The 14945-nt window shown below is 67.9% G+C and carries 13 protein-coding genes; 7 read left to right on the top strand and 6 right to left on the bottom strand.

Features of this window, described 5'->3' with window-relative positions:
- Position 1: 1 nt before the first annotated feature.
- Genes tagH through AC07NN_RS18630 form a run of 7 tightly spaced genes read left to right on the top strand, consistent with a single transcriptional unit; the run spans position 2 to position 5311 of the window.
- Positions 2–1363 (top strand): type VI secretion system-associated FHA domain protein TagH, encoded by a 1362-nt coding sequence (tagH, locus tag AC07NN_RS18660; RefSeq protein WP_494644393.1) that lies wholly within the window; start codon positions 2–4, stop codon positions 1361–1363.
- Positions 1363–1713: a hypothetical protein gene (locus tag AC07NN_RS18655; protein ID WP_494644392.1), complete on the top strand. Its 351-nt coding sequence runs from the start codon at positions 1363–1365 to the stop codon at positions 1711–1713. The genes tagH and AC07NN_RS18655 overlap by 1 nt, the downstream gene beginning before the upstream one ends.
- A gap of 2 nt (positions 1714–1715) precedes the next feature.
- Positions 1716–2135, top strand: a complete 420-nt coding sequence (locus AC07NN_RS18650; RefSeq protein ID WP_494644389.1) for a ribonuclease domain-containing protein — start codon at positions 1716–1718, stop codon at positions 2133–2135.
- Complete coding sequence (locus AC07NN_RS18645; RefSeq protein ID WP_494644387.1) at positions 2135–2500, top strand: barstar family protein; 366 nt, start codon at positions 2135–2137, stop codon at positions 2498–2500. Before AC07NN_RS18650 ends, AC07NN_RS18645 begins: the two co-directional genes overlap by 1 nt.
- 4 nt (positions 2501–2504) lie before the next feature.
- Entirely contained in the window at positions 2505–4058 is a 1554-nt protein-coding gene (locus tag AC07NN_RS18640; protein ID WP_494644385.1) for a PAAR domain-containing protein, read from the top strand.
- Complete coding sequence (locus tag AC07NN_RS18635) at positions 4059–4811, top strand: hypothetical protein (protein ID WP_494644383.1); 753 nt, start codon at positions 4059–4061, stop codon at positions 4809–4811. It begins immediately after the preceding gene.
- Positions 4811–5311, top strand: a complete 501-nt coding sequence (locus tag AC07NN_RS18630) for a DUF4123 domain-containing protein (RefSeq protein WP_494644381.1) — start codon at positions 4811–4813, stop codon at positions 5309–5311. Before AC07NN_RS18635 ends, AC07NN_RS18630 begins: the two co-directional genes overlap by 1 nt.
- A gap of 6 nt (positions 5312–5317) precedes the next feature.
- Here AC07NN_RS18630 and AC07NN_RS18625 read toward each other — a convergent pair whose 3' ends face one another.
- The 6 genes from AC07NN_RS18625 to tssK are packed head-to-tail and all read right to left on the bottom strand — an operon-like array spanning position 5318 to position 14819.
- On the bottom strand, positions 5318–7486 hold the full coding sequence (locus tag AC07NN_RS18625; RefSeq protein ID WP_494644377.1) for a serine/threonine-protein kinase: 2169 nt from the start codon (positions 7484–7486) through the stop codon (positions 5318–5320).
- A gap of 3 nt (positions 7487–7489) precedes the next feature.
- On the bottom strand, positions 7490–8242 hold the full coding sequence (locus AC07NN_RS18620) for a PP2C family protein-serine/threonine phosphatase (protein ID WP_494644372.1): 753 nt from the start codon (positions 8240–8242) through the stop codon (positions 7490–7492).
- Positions 8239–8820, bottom strand: a complete 582-nt coding sequence (tagF, locus tag AC07NN_RS18615) for a type VI secretion system-associated protein TagF (protein WP_494644370.1) — start codon at positions 8818–8820, stop codon at positions 8239–8241. Before tagF ends, AC07NN_RS18620 begins: the two co-directional genes overlap by 4 nt.
- Position 8821: 1 nt before the next feature.
- Positions 8822–12169, bottom strand: a complete 3348-nt coding sequence (tssM, locus tag AC07NN_RS18610) for a type VI secretion system membrane subunit TssM (RefSeq protein ID WP_494644368.1) — start codon at positions 12167–12169, stop codon at positions 8822–8824.
- Entirely contained in the window at positions 12166–13488 is a 1323-nt protein-coding gene (gene icmH, locus AC07NN_RS18605; protein WP_494644364.1) for a type IVB secretion system protein IcmH/DotU, read from the bottom strand. The genes tssM and icmH overlap by 4 nt, the downstream gene beginning before the upstream one ends.
- Positions 13485–14819, bottom strand: coding sequence for a type VI secretion system baseplate subunit TssK (gene tssK / locus AC07NN_RS18600; protein ID WP_494644360.1), 1335 nt, complete (start codon positions 14817–14819; stop codon positions 13485–13487). Before tssK ends, icmH begins: the two co-directional genes overlap by 4 nt.
- Positions 14820–14945 lie beyond the last annotated feature (126 nt).

Below are 14945 nucleotides of genomic sequence, written 5' to 3'. Positions count from 1 at the left end.
GATGAGCCTGACCCTGTCGATTACCAATATCGAGACGCTCGACAACGGCGAGGACATCCAGCTGCGCCTGGATCGGCGCGGCGCGGTCATCGGCCGCTCGCCCCACGCCGATTGGAGCCTGCCCGACCCGCGCAACTACATCTCCAGCACCCACTGCGAGGTGGAGTTCCGCGACGGCGGCTATTGGATCAACGACCGCTCGACCAACGGCCTCTTTATCAACGGCTCCAAGGAGCGACTGAGCGCGCCCCATCGCCTCGCCAACGGCGACGACCTGGCCATCGGCCACTATCGGATCTCCGCGCAGGTGGCCGATACCCCTGCGCCTCCGGCGCCGACGGTCTCGACCGACAAGGGCGGGTGGTGGGACACCGCCCCGCCGGAGCCTGCGCCCGTTCGCCGCGAAGGGCTCGGCTTTGATGCGCCGGCCCCGCCGCCGGCCCCCGAGCCGCGGCCCGTCTCCGATTGGCACGTAGAGGCTTCGGCCCCCAAGGCAGGCTGGACGCCGCAACCGGCCGGAACCTTCGGTACGGCCGAACACGACGATTCCTGGGTGCAACCCGCCGCGGCGCTGAGCGGGCGCGGCCCCCTGGCGGACGCCTGGACTCCGCCGCCGCCGGCCGGTCCGGCCGTCGATGTCTGGGCTCAGCTCGAGGCCAACAATCGCGTGGACTGGGGCCGAGGCGGGTTCGACAGCCGCTGGGGCGCACCGGCTCCGGCCACCGCTCCGCCCGTCGATCCGGCGCCTCAACCCCCGGCCAAGGCCGCCCCCTCGATCAGCCCCGCCGAGGCGGCCTGGACGGCGCTGCTGGAAGCGGCGGGTCTCGACGAGGGGGAGCTTGGCCCGCCGGGCAAGGCCGGTGCGAACGCGGGCGCGCTGCTACGGCGGTTGGTCGCTGGACTGGTGGTGATGCTCGAGGCGCGGGCGCGGGCCAAGGCCCAGCTGGGCGCCCAGGGCACCGCCTTCAATCCGGACGGCAACAACCCGCTCAAGTTCGCCCGCACGCCGGATCTCGCCCTGGCTCAGCTGCTCGGGCCGTCCCAGCGCGGCTATCTCGAGGCCGACCGCGCCATCGACGACGCCTTCAAGGACCTGCAAGCCCACCAGATGGCCACCCTCGCGGCCATGCAGGGCGCGCTGCGCTCGACCCTCGACCGCTTCTCGCCCCGCGCGATCCGCGACCGCGCCGAGCATCGCGGGATCCTGAGCAAGATCCTCCCGGGCGCCAGAGAGGCAGCGCTGTGGAAAGCCTACGAGCGCGAGTTCGAGGGCGTTGTCGAGGGCTCGGACGAGGCCTTCATGGACGTCTTCGCGAAGGCGTTCCGGGAGGCTTATGAGCGGGCTGCAGGGAGGGGGTGGTAGTGCCGAGAGCAGTTCTCATAGCGCAGCGGCAACTCGATGCTTTCGAAGCTGCGCAAGCCGCGCGCGTCCGGGAGCGGCTCGTAAACCTCCTGCGGAAAGATGTGCCAGAGCTTTGTGAAAATCTGAGTGACGCTGTGCTATGGCAACATGTCGAAACGTCCGAGCAATCTGCAGCAAGGTTCGGCATCGATGATCCAGTTCCACTTGTACAATTTGCGGTCCTCGCTCTCAGTGCAGGTCTCGATCTCTTTGAACACCCCGATGTCGCCGAATACCTTCATTCTTCGGACCTTGATCAGTTCGCGAAAATGGCTGGGCTGGTCGCCGAGATAGAGCATCAGGTCAGTTAGAAATGTTGGCTCTTCTGGCGCGCGCGGGTGCAGCCGTATTGGCAGCTATTAAGAGTCCCGCGCTGCGTAAGGCGACAATCGAAGGAGCGAAAAGGGCGGCTGTGTCTGCAAAGGAGTTGGGCAAGAAGGCTCTGCAAACATGCAAAGTAGCAATCGGCAAAACGAAAGTACCCAGTAGGGCAACCAAGACGCTTGAAGCGGTACGCAAGACCGGCAGGGCCCCGCCGGGCTATAAGGGAGGCAGAACTTTCCAAAACCGCGATGGTGGGCTCCCGAAAGGGGGGGCTTATAAGGAGTATGACATTGATCCGCTGCCGCAGGCAGGGGCGTCGCGGAATGCTGAAAGAATTATTGTAGACGATGTTTCAAAAAGAGCTTGGTATTCGCCAGATCACTATAAGACTTTTATAGAGATAAAGTGATGAAAGAATTTGTATTTGGAAAGAAAATTTTGAGAGATGGCAAGAGTCACATAATCTCTGTGAAAAGAGACATATGTGATAAATATTCTTTATTCGAATTTTTCTACAATGAAATGAAATTTCCGGAATATTTTGGAAATAATTGGGATGCGTTCGAGGAGTGCTTGGAGGATTTCCTTGAAGAATGTGCCGTGGAGGTTTGGCTTCTGCATGACGACGTGCCAATGGCCAACAATATTCGAGATCTAGGTATTTATCTTAAAATCCTCCAATCTGTGATGCGGGACAGGTTTGATGGGAGGCAGCTTTTTGTCAGGTTCCCCTCTGACGCTGAAGCAATGATTGCCGAAACGATAAGTCTATAGCCTCATGGGAAAACCCGCCGCGCGCATCACCGACATGCACGTCTGCCCAATGGTCAATCCTGGGCCGGTTCCACATGTTGGTGGTCCGGTGGCGATGGGTTCGCCCAATGTCATGACCGGCAAGCTGCCCCAGGCGCGGGTCGGAGATCTGGCTGTCTGTAACGGGCCGCCGGACGTCATCGCCGTTGGGTCTACGGGCGTCTTCGTCAACAAGAAGCCGGCCGCCCGGATGGGTGACCAGACCGCGCACGGCGGCGCCATCGTGGCGGGTCTGCCGACCGTGTTGATCGGCGAGACAAAGGGCGGCGGTGGAGGGGGCGCTGCGGTGTCAGTGCTGGGTTTCGCCGACTTCGCGGCGCAGGCGGAGACATTGATTTCGGCCTTCAAGGCCGGAGCGCCCTTCTGTGAAATCTGCTTCCAGAACGCCGTGGGCAAGCTCAATGCCAAGCTCTCGGCGCCCATGCTGAAGGGGGCGCCTGCGGCGGTCACGGCCAAACCGCCTACATCCGCGGCTCCGGCGGGCCCGTCTGCGCCGCAAGGGGCGACAATCGGGCCATCGAGCAAGACCTGCGAAGTTGTCTCCCTGACCTTGGCGTGCTCGCATGGCCGCTCCGCGGGCTCCGAAAACATTCTCTGCGTCGTGCCCGGCGGATCCCTCTGGTCGGACAAGATCACGGGTAGCCTAAAGATGAAGGGCGGCTGCGGGGTCCACCCGGCCTGGACGGTATCGGGTCATACCAACGCCGCCGGCAAGAACGCCAGTCCCACCTTCGACGCCACGCCGCTGGGCCAACGACCATCGGCCGCGCCGGGAAGCGACCACGTTTCCTACACGGTCAATGGCGAGAGCTGTGGCGGTAGCGCCGGCTCGATCACCGTGCTGGCTTACCCGCCGGAAGAGTTGAGCGTTTCGATCGACTTCATGAAGGCGATCAAGTCGATCGAAGACATCTTTACCAAGACCGGCGCCGCGTTCGGCGACGAGGAGGGAAAGAAATTCGAGTTCCTGCACGGCAGTCTGGCTCTCAGCACCAAGTGGTCTGAGGCTAAGGACTGGCGGTGCTACAACGAACGCAAAGTATCGGGTGGCTTCAGCCCACTCTTTGCCGGCTCGGCCAAACTGCCTTTCTACAAACCCGTACCCTGGCCGCTAAACAAGGTCGTCAAGGTGGAAGCCTACGTGACCGTGAAGGGATCTTGCCAAGTCCAAACCTCCTTGGCCTGGCAGTATTGGCCCTATCCTGAAGCGGGTAAAAAGCAGACGACTTGGAAAACCAATATCGTCGAAGGTGGAGGAGAGTTTCGGTTGGGCTTGGGAGCGGGCGCTAGCGTTGGTGAGGAGGTCTCGATCACGATCGAGGGAACTATTGGCGCCTCCATATCGGTTGAACCCGCGCATCAGGACTATCCCGCGGCGACGGTGAAGTGGGTCGTGGGCGATGGCCGTTTCGACGTGGCGGTGGAGATGCCGTGGGCGCTTGAGTTCAAGCGCGCTGCGACGCTCTGGCCAGGCTACACCGACGAGGCCGAGTGGCGTTTCGATGAGGCGAAAAGCTAGATGCCGTCGCTGCCGCTTCTGATGCTCGAATTGGATGTCGAGGGTCTGGCCGCAAGGGTGGAACTCAATGGCGTGGTCGTCTTTTCTTCAGATGGCCGGCGATCTCTACGCCAGAATCGGCGGCTCAATGGCTGGGCGCTGCCCGGCGGCAATCGCTTGCAAGTCCGACTGGCGAAGGTCGCCGAGGGAGCGGCTTCCTTCTTCATGGCCGTGCGTATCGTCCCGCGGGGGGGGGAGATCGCCGCCACGCCTGCAGTCTTGACCTATGAATGGAACGCTGAACGCGATTTGCTGGCCCCCACGCCACGTTTGGTCCTGGAGGAGACCGTTCCCTTCGACGGTCAGACTTGGCGCTGGGCGCAAGCGCCTACGCTCACGCTGAGCGGCGTGGATCGCGCTCAGATCGACAATCTGATCCGGCGCCTGCGCACGGCGTTGGTCGAGCGCCGCGCCGACGAGGTGCTGGCGCTTCAGGCGATCCAGCTGGAGGAGATGGCGCTTGCAGTTGGCGACGATCCGGCGCGCTACCGCGCTCAGTATGCAGGATTCCTGGCTGAGTTCTTCGCGGATCCGACCTTTGCCGTCGAGCCCTACGACGGCGACACACTGACACTGGAAGCGATGGCAGGCGGGCGTGTCGTGCATCCAGTGACTCGGGACGGTCCCGTCGTCCGGGCTCGTGCGGGCGAACGAGCGATGGCCATCGACCCCTACCTGTCAAAGATCGACGGACGCTGGACGATCGTGCGCTGATGTCCGCCGCCCCCCGCCTCTACGCCGTCCTCGACCTCGCCGCCGACCCGGGCCTCAATGCTCACGTAGCGCGGCTGGAGCCCGAGGCCGCTGCCTGTCTGTTCGAGGGCAAGTTGCACCCGGACGTGAAGGCGGTGTCGCCGCACGTCGTCGAGCTTGGCGCGACCGATCCGCTGTCCAGACTCTGGCGTGGCGAGGGATGGGGCCGCTCCTGGGGCCTGCTGCTGTCGTCGAGCGCGAGCCTGCTGGCGGTCCGGCGGCGCTTGCGCCACTTCACCCTTGCCAAGCTGCCGGACGGGGTCGGGCCCGTCCTCTTCCGGTTCTGGGATCCGCGCGTCTTTCGGACCTATCTGCCGCTGGTCGAGTCGGCCGAGCTGGCCGGCTGGTTTACCGACATCGATCGCTACATCGTCGAAACCGAGGACGGGGCGGGGAGCCTGCGATACAGCCTCGAGGGCGGCCGGCTGGTTGTCGAGACCTTGCCGCCGCCCTCGCGCTGAACCGCCTCAGCAGCCCATCGCCGCGTTGCAGCGATTGACCGGCTTGGGCGGTGGTTCCGGCGCTCTCTCCACGGGCTTTTCGCGCGCCACCGGACGCGCCGCGACCCGCTTCGGCTTGGCCTTGACCACGGCGCGGACCGGCTCGGGCGCGGCTTCCGGCGGAGGAGCAGCGGTGGCGACCGGCGCGGGCGGCGGCGCGGGCGCTGCGGGCGGTGCTTCCACCGTGTACCAATCCATCTGGCTGCTCCAGCCCTTGGCCTTGGCCTCGCTGGCCAGCCGCTCGGCGATCGGGCCGCCGCTCTCGCTGGTGAACGGGCCCGCGCCCCGCAGGGCGAGCAGGCCGTACGGTCCCTGCTGGTCGTTGCAAAGACCGATGCGAGTCCGATTGGCCCCGGCGGGAGAAACCTTGGCGATCGCGCCGGCCCCCGGCTGGATCTGCAACTTGCTCCGGAAGATCGCCTGAACGGTGCCGCCCGGACGCAGGAGGTAGAGCGCCATGTCCTCGCCGCTGGCCGTCGCCGTATCGACGTCGACAAAGGCCAGGGCCTGGCGTGGATCGCCACCGCACTCGGCCTGGCGGGCGGGCGTGAACGCGGGACTGGCGGCCTTTACCCATTCCGCCCCGGTCAGGGTCGGCGCCTTGAGCGGGCGAACCGCTTCCAGGAGCGCGCAGGATTGGCCGGCGACGAACAGCACGCCCGAGAGATCGGCATTGGCGACCCTCTGGCTGGTCGGCCCTTCGAAACCGGCCTGGGCCGCGCCCTTGAGGCGCGTGCTTTCGGGTCCGCCGTCTTGCTCGAGCCAGGCGCATTGCACGGCGCGCAGGCCTTCGTCGATGGTCGAGGCGGCCGCCGCGCCCCCGGCGTGGTCGTTGTCCTTCATGACGTTGTAAACCAGGGGCGCGCCGACCAGCAGGACGCCGACCCCAACGGCCGCGGCGATGACCGGCGGCGTCAGCCACCCGGCCGGCTTGCGCGCCTCGTTCTCGCCCTGACCAGGCGTCGCCTGCCGGGCCGGCGCCTTGACCTTGCTGGCCTTGGGAGATCCGCTGGGGAAGCTCAACGGCGCGTCGCCGACCGTGGCGATCGCGTGCAGAACCTCGTCCATCGTCCGGAAGCGGGCCTTGGGATCGGCCGCCAGCATGCGGCCGAACAGCGGCCGCAAGGCCGGCGAGAGCACCGAAAGGTCGGGCCCCGCGCGGCGACGATCGACGGCCTCCACCAAGGTGGTGCCCATGTCGACATTCTTGCCGCCGGCCACCGCCAGCATGACCAGGCCCAGGCTGTAGATATCGGTCCAGGGTCCGACCTCACGCCCGAAATCGCCGAACTGCTCGGGCGCGACGAAGGCGAGCTTGCCGGCGAAGCCGTCGCCGACGATCGTGGCGTGGGAAGCCTCCAGATCCTTGGCGATGCCGAAATCGATGATGGTCGCCGCCTCGATCCGATCGCCTGGGATCAGGATGTTGTCGGGTGAGATATCCCGGTGAACGGCGCCCAGGTCGTGGGCGACCTTGAGGCCCTCGGCCAGACGCTTGGTCAGGGCCAGGAAGTCGGCCTGGGACAGCTTGAGGCGGCCGATCAACTGGTCGAGCCCGACCCCGTCCAGGAAGTCGGTGACGATGTAGAGCACTCCTAGCGTCGGCTCGTTGGCCAGGACCCGATACTGCACGAGCGCCGGGTGGCTGAGGCGCGTCAGGGTGCGGGCCTCTTTCCGGAACATCGCCTGGACGTTGGGATCGGCGGCGAGGTGCGGCAGCACGACCTTGATGGCCACGCGCTCGTCGGTGTTGACGTTGACTCCTTCGTAGACTTCGCCCATGCCGCCGCGGGCGATGAAGCGTCGCACCTCGTAGATGTGATTGAGCACCGACCCGATCGCCACCCGGCCCGGTGGCGCGGCGCCTGGCGGGGCCATGGGTGCGCCTGGCGCGTACGAAACCGGTGCGGCCGGCGGCAGGCTTGGCTGCAGCACCGTGGCCTGGGGGGCAGCTGGCTTGCGGCCCTTTCGAGCCTTGGGCACGCTGGGTTTTTCGGCCTGCGCCGAGGCCTTCGGCGTAGCCCGCGCCTGCCCGCCGCCCGCCAGCCAATCGTCCTCGACCGCCGGTCCGCGGTCCGAGGGCAGGGGCTCGAACACGGTCTTGGCCAGGTCTTCGTCCTTGGGGGCCTTGGCCATGGTCTAGTCGACTCCCGGAAGGGTCAGGGCGGTCATTTCCTCGCAGGCCACGGTGATCAAGGTGACGTTGTCAGGCGCGCCCCGTTCAAGGGTCAGCGCCAGCAAGGCCCGCGTGGCGGTGCTCGGGTCCGAGGCCAGCAGATGCGCCTCGATCTCGGCCGAAGTGACCTGGCCGCTGAGCCCGTCGCTGCAGAGGAGGAAGACGTCGGTGGAGCGCAGGTCTCCGCCCAGGATCTCGACCTTGAGGTCAGCCTCCACGCCCACGGCGCGGGAAAGAACGTGCGACATAGGGTGGCCCTGGGCCTCTTCGGCCGTGATCAGCCCCCGGTCGATCATGTCCTGCACCTGAGTATGGTCACGGGTCAGTTGTTCGAGCCGTTGATCGCGCAGCCGGTAAAGGCGGCTGTCGCCGACCCAGGCGTAGCCGAAGCGCTGACCATCCGAGACCAGGACCACCACCGTGGAGCCCATTCGCGCGCCTTGCGCTTCGGCCTGGGTCCGGATGCGGTCGTTGGCCGTATCCAGGGCGCGGCGCACGCTCGCCAGATCGCTCTCGAAGTCGCCCGTGGCGACCACCTCGCCCAAGGCCGCGACCACGGTGCGCGAGGCCCACTGACCGTTCTCGTGGCCGCCCATGCCGTCGGCCACGGCCCAGAGGCCGATGTCGCTGCGCAGGATCAAGGAGTCTTCGTTGGCGCTGCGCACCCGCCCTTCGTGGGTCTGGTGGGCTGCGGAAAAGCGAAGGTTGGACCTCATGCGGCTTCCTCCAGGAGTCCGGCGACACGTTCAATAACCGCCGCGACGAGACCTTGCGGCGGGTCGGCGTCCACGACTGGCGGCTCAAGGCCGGCGAGCGACCACCAGACGCCTGGGCCGGAGCTTGCGGCGAGCGCGGCGGCGGCGGAAAGCGACTGCGGGGGCGGCGCGATCTCGGCTAGCCGTTGCAGGCCCAGATCGGCGTCGAGCGCTTCGATCAGCATCGCCCGGATGGTCGCCTCGGCGGCCTGGACGAGGTTCAGTCCGACGAAGGCCGCGTCGGCGCCGCTCAGGCCGTCGATCCCGGCTACGATCAGATAGCGACGGCCGGCCGCGTCGACCGAGGCGGCGATCGCCCCGCAGGACCAGGCTTCGCTCGCTAGGCCGGGGCCAGCCACGAACCCCCAGGGCGGGGTGACGTCGTGAGCGCCGGCGAAAGCCTCGCCAAGTCGATCGCGCGCGATCTCGAGTTCGGCGCTGGTCCAGTCGTCCCAGACGCGCTCGGCTTCAGGCGTCAGGCCGCGCGCGACGAAGTCGCCGTGGGCGGGGAGCTTTCCGAACAGGAAGGGCGAGGCCATGTTAGAGCTCCGCCGGGCAGCGGAAGCCCCAGGGGCCGTCCCGGAACGGATTGCGCAGGCCGCGCGGCAGCACCACGCTGAACGTCGCCGAGGAGCTGCCCTTCGCGAAGGTCGCCCTGAGGCTGTCCCCGCTGTTGACCAGCTGGGTAGGCGGTCCCATCAGCCGGAACAGCGCCCATTCACCGCTCTGATAGACATAGTCGGATGTGCCCTGGAAGGTGACGCTGGCGGTGGCGTTGTCGTTCGGCGTCCACTTGAAATCCACGGGCCGCGTATCCCCCCGGGTGAACACGTGCGTGGAGCTGCCGATGCGCACCTCCACGGCGCTGACGCCCGGGCTGAAGCTGACGGCGGTCATCTGCATCTGCAGGCCGTCGGACATCAGTAACTGCAGGTCGCGCGCCTCCTGGAACCGCTGTGGGCTGGAGACCAGGCGCTGGGCTACAGGATCCTCCAGCCGCCATCGCCAGAACGGTCCGCCCAGATCGATGTGCGGAGCAAGCTTGGCCTTGACGAACTGGTCCAGCGCCCCGTTGGGTCCGAAGAAGTCGGCGACTTCCCGTCGGCTGGCGTCGGTCGCGGCGCTGCGGACGAACGGATAGGCTTGGCCGGTCACGCGCTGGCAGGTCGGCAACAGGGTCTGCTGATACTCCTGCTTGAGCGCCTCGGCCGAGATCGACACTCCCGCCTCGCTGACGCGGCCGGCCGCGCCGGCTACGAAGGGGCGCAGATCGTCCGACGGCAGGCTCATCGCCATCATCTGCAGCTTCGAATTGGCCTCCTGCACGGCGGCCGCCGCGGTCGGGTCCGAGCTCGGCCGCAGGGAGGCCTCCTTCACCTGTCGAACCAGGTTAACGAAGGCCGTCGCATCGAAGCTCGACAAGGCAGCGAAGTCTGCGGTTACCCGCGCCCCGGCGTCGAGCCCGGCCAGTTGGGCCGGCTTCTTCCCCGGCAGGGCCAGGTTGGTCTGCCGCCGCACGTCGGCCAGGATGACGCCTAGAGGAGAGGGGGGCGACAGCAGGGCCTGGGCCGCGGCGTCGTCGCGCACATAGTCGGCAGGGGCCAGCGCCGAGAGCACCTCGCGCCAGCGCTGGCTGTATTCGGCCGTATAGGCCTGGCCGATCTCGCCGAACAGGGCGACGCGCGCCGTTGGCGGCGGCGGCTGATCGCCCAGCACCCAGCTCTCATCCGCCAACTGCTCGACCACGCGGGGCAGCCGGGCCTGGTATTGCTTGATGTAGCCCTCGCGCGTGAAAAGGAACGGCACCGAGAGCGCCTGGACCCGCGCGGGGTTGGCGAAGGCCCGGTATTTGGCCGCCGGCAGATTGGGGCGCCAGGCCGCGCCGCTGGCCGGCAGGTCGCGCAGGATGGCGTAACCTCGCTGCCCGGGCGTCAGGCGAGTGAGGAGGGCGGCCTGGGTGCTGGTGACCAGGGCCGGGTCGAAAGGCGCCTGGCGCGCGCCGCCCCAGACCCGTCCGATCTCAGGGTCCGATAGCAGGGCCTGCAAATGCTCGCCCAGCGTGGCGCGCACGCTGGCCATGTCCTCTCCCGAAAGGCTCGATCGCCGCCAGTCGGCCGTGACGAAGCCTGACACGCTTTCAATGTCGCGATCGTGGATCTTGGCCGGGGCGTCCCCGGCCAGCAGCCGATAGGCGCGCAGGCCCGAATAGAGCTCGACCGGCGGGACCTGGCTGTCACGCAGGAAATCCTCCATGCGCAGCATCAGGCGCGGCAGCAGGATGCGCTGCAGTCCGTCGCGGTAGGCCTCCTCGACGTCCCGGCTCAGACCATCGTCGTGCAGACCAAGGCCGAGCGGGATCTTGGGGAAACCCTTCTGGCGCCGAGCGGCATAGCCGCCGGGCAGGGCGCGCAGCCCCTCCAGCGCGGGCAAGGCCTCGACCAGGCCCGGATCGGCGGCGCTGACCTCACGGAAGTCCAGGCCCTGCAGCGACGGTGCAAGCGCCTCGGCGGCGACCTGAACCCGTTTCTGGAAGCCGCGATTGGCGATGAAGCTGGCCGTCCAGGCCAGGAGTAGAAGCGCGCTGACGGCCGCCAGGCCGGCATAGGCGGCGGTGACCAGGGCCGTGCTTTTGCCCCGCGCCCGGGCGGTTGGGTGGGCCAGGCCCGCCTCGCGAAACACCACCTCGTTCAGCAAGCGGTTGATGAAATAGGCCCGGCCGCGGCCGACCTGCGCGCCCTCGCCATCGCCGTCGACCAGGGCGGCCTTGTCGCCAAGCAGGGCGTCCAGCGGCGCGCCTTCCTGCAGGCCGCTGGTGAAATAGAAGCCGCGCAGCGGGCCGGACGGTTGCTCCTCCTCGACCGGAAAGGCTCCGGTCAGCAGGCGCACCACGGCGTCGCGCAGGCATTCCAGCTGGGCTGGAAAGCCGATGATCAGCCCGCGCCGTCGCGCGTCGAGCTCGGCCTGGATCCGTCCCGACACGCGGTCGGCGACGGCTTGGGCCACCTCGTCATAGGCCACCGCCAGGGCGCTCGGTTCGGACTTGCGGCCCAAGGGCAGGGTCGCGCCCAGAACCGCGCGGCGGCCCTCGACGTCCAGATCGTCGTAGTACTCGCGGAAGCCGCTGATGAGGTCGGTCTTGGTGAACACCACATAGACCGGGGCGAGGGTTTCCAGACCATCGCGCAGTTCGCGCAGCCGCCGCCGGATGGTGTCGGCCAGGCGATCGATGGTCGCGCAGTCGGCGCCGACGACGGTGTCCAGCGCCACGGCCACGAAGACGCCGTTGATCGGTTGCTGAGGTCGGTTGGCGCGCAGCAGGGCCAGGAATCGCGACCAGCCTTCCTTGTCCCGCGCCTCGTGGGAATCCTGGCTGGTGTAGCGCCCGGCGGTATCGACCAGGACGGCCTTGTCGGCGAACAGAAAGTCGAGATTGCGCGTGCCGCCCACGCCTTCCAGCGCCTTGTCGGCGAACGGAAACCGCAGGCCCGAATTGAGCAGCGCGGTCGTCTTGCCGGCGCCGGGAGAGCCGATGATCACGTACCAGGGGCGGCTGTAGAGGTAGTTGCGGCCTGCGCCGGTCTCGGTCTTCAGCTTGGCCATCGCCGCTTTCATGCGGTCGTCGAGCACGCGGCCCTCGTCCTCGGCCGGCGAGGACTGAGCCAAGCCGCCGGCCAGCCGCTCGCTCGCCCGTCGCGCCGCCAGCAGGCGCAGCGCCGCCGCCACGCCCCAGACCGCCGCCACGACCACGACGAACGCCAGCCGCCAGGGCCAGGGGCGAAGACCATGGATCAGGAGCGGCAGCACGAAGGCGGCCAGCAAGGCCACCAGCAGCGCCGCGGCGATCGACAGCACCCACCAGTCGCGCAGGAACGTCGTGAGGCGCTTCATCGGCCGCTCCGTTCGATGACGACCTCGACCCGACGATTGCGCGCCTTGCCGCCGGGACTGTCGTTGGGTCTGAGCGGTCGGCTGTCGCCGAAGGTTTCGGCGACGACGGCGCGGCTCTTGTCGGTGAGGGCGCCGCGGACGATGCGGGCGGCCGCGTCGGCGCGCGCCTGAGCCAATTGCCGGTTGTCGGTGAAGGTCAGTCCGCCGCGCGGGCGGTCGGAGTCGGTATGGCCCTCGATACGGACCGGTCCGGGCTCGGCGTTGAGCGCCTGGGCCACTTCCTCGAACAGTCCGGCATAGGCCGGCATCAGGCTGTCGGATCCCGGTGCGAACAGGCCCGGCACGAGGGTGCGCACGCGGATCGCGCCCGGCTCGTCGAGCACTTCGACCTCGCCGGCGCGAATGCGCGTGGCCAGGCGTCGGCGCAGGCCGTCGGCCTGGGCGCTGACCGCCGGCTTCACGGGCTCGGCGCGGCGCGACAGGGTCAGCGGATCGTCCGGGATCAAGGCGGCGACCGCCTCGCGCGCCGAGCGGCCGGCCAGGCCCAGCCAGATATGCAGCGCCAGATAGACGACCAGCAGCAGGCCCAGGGTCGCCGCGGCGGTGATCGCCACTCGCGTCCACGGCGTGACGGTGTTGATCGGCGCGTCCTCGCCGCGCCAGTGGGGCGATAGCTCGACCCGCGACAGGGTTGGCGGATGCGGCAGCGCCTTGAAGACCTGCTGCATCAGGGCTTCGAGCTGAGCCCGGCCGCCGGCCATGACCCGGTATCGGCCCTCGAACCCGGCCCCCATGCAGGCATGATAGAGCTCCAGGAGGTGACCGCTCTCGCGAGGCCGCGCCACCATCTCGTTGAGCAGGCTCCAGAACCGGTCGCCGCCGATCGCTTCGTGGAAGAACCTCACGACGATGCTGCGCTGGGCCCACTCGGCGACGTCCGCCGGCTCGAAGGGCAGGTTCAGCGCGATGTCGTCGGCGGTGGCGGCCAGCGCATAGGTCGCCCGCCGCAGCTCCTCCTCGGTGTAGATGCCCGACAGGCTGGCGCGAAACTGCTCGATGTCGACGGTCACCTGCCTGTGCAGGTCCGGCAGGCGCATGCGGGCTCGCGCCGAACGCATGGAGGCGAGCAGGGCCAGCAACGGCGTGGCGCTGGTCATCATGGGATTGCGCGGCGCCAGACCCGGCGGGGCCTCGGGAATGTCGTCGCCCCGCGCGGCGCTCGGCGGCCGATAGGCCGCCGCGGCGGTCTCGCGCATCTGCGCGAGCGGCGAGGGCTGGAAGAGCGTGCGGTTAGGGCCCGAGCCCTTCTGGTCGCTCATGACCCGCTCCGCTTGACCCACCAGAGTTCAAGTTCCAGCTCGGGCCAATCCCCCGCTACGTGCAGCCCGATCGCCGGCGTCTTGGTTAGTTCGGGCCAGTCGGGCGAGGTCCGGTCGAGCTCGAAATAGAGGAAGCCCGGCATGACCCTGAGCTGCGGCGGCGGCGTCGGCGTCGGGGTAATCCGCACGCCGGCCTGCAGCGAGCTGGAAACGATTTCGCGCATGCGCGTCACCGGTCCCAGCTTCACGAGCGAGGCGAACCTGGCCAGCATCGCCTCGGGCGGGGCGGCGGCTCTGGCGGCCAAATAGAGCGCCCCGTTCTGGAAGACGCCGTGGTCCTCGACCCGCGCGGTGAAGGCGCCGGGGCCGACCGGCTCCAGCTTGAACTGACCGGCCGAGCGGGCGATCTCCATCGACAGGGCCGCTTGCAGGAGCTCGAACGGCGGCTGGAACGTGGCCTGCAGACGCTCGTGGTCATAGGCCGGGAAATTCGGTGGCCGCCGCTGGGGCAGGGCCAGGGTGGCGATCTCGCCGGCCATGCTCACGAAGGTCTCGTAGAGGCGTTCGGGATGCAGCGAGGGCAGCGACCTTTGATGTTCCAGCACCGGACGCCAGCGATTGAGCGCCTGCAGCAGCAGGAATGAGGCGAAAGTCTCGGCTCCGCCCCGGGTCGCCTCGACCGCCCGCACCGACAGCTCGTCGACCCGCTGCTCGGCTCGGCCCAGGATATCGACGACCATGGCCTTCAGCCGTTCGGACGCTCGCGTGTCGAGCGTCGGAGCGATGAACTGGTCGTCCAGCACCACACGGCCGCCGCTCACCTCGCGCACACGCGCCAGGGCCAGGAGCACACGGCCGTCGGTGTGTTCGGCGGTGAGTCCGAAGGCGAGGTTGGGGCGGGCCACCTCGATCGTTTCCGACAGGCGCTCGTCGGCATAGGTGTCGTGCAGGACAGCGTCCTCGACGACGTAGCGGACCGCCGGATCGGCTGCGGTGGAGAACGCGACCGCGCCGGGCTGCCGCGCGGGGAGCGTCAGGTAGATCACCTGGTCGCGAGTCGAGACGGGGATGTCGAGCGGCGCCGGCGGCGTCTGGGCCGGAACGTCGACACAGGCGCCGTCCGGCAGGATAGCGACGCAGCGCTCCACCCCGAACTTGCCCAGCTGCAGGAGGCTTTCACTGATCACGAGCTCCCGCACACCCCAGGGATACGGCGTCAGGACCGCAGCGCGCTGCTCCACCAGGTCCTCGGCGAACCGGTCCTGCTGCTGGAAGTGTTGAGGGCGCAAGAAGGCGCCTTCGCGCCAGGCCACACGGTTCTCACCCGACATGTCCCCTCCCGACTCAATCCCAACGACAAACGATGTCGATTGCGAAGCCCCGATTGAAACCCTTATTGGTCAGAGCGGGCAGGGAGCAAGTGGCGAATGACTGTTCGTCGAACGCCGGACGACGAA

The sequence above is a fragment of the Caulobacter sp. GW821-FHT09H08 genome (assembly GCF_059415885.1).
Note: the sequence above shows the minus strand (reverse complement) of the source record. Positions and strands in the feature narration are given on the sequence as shown.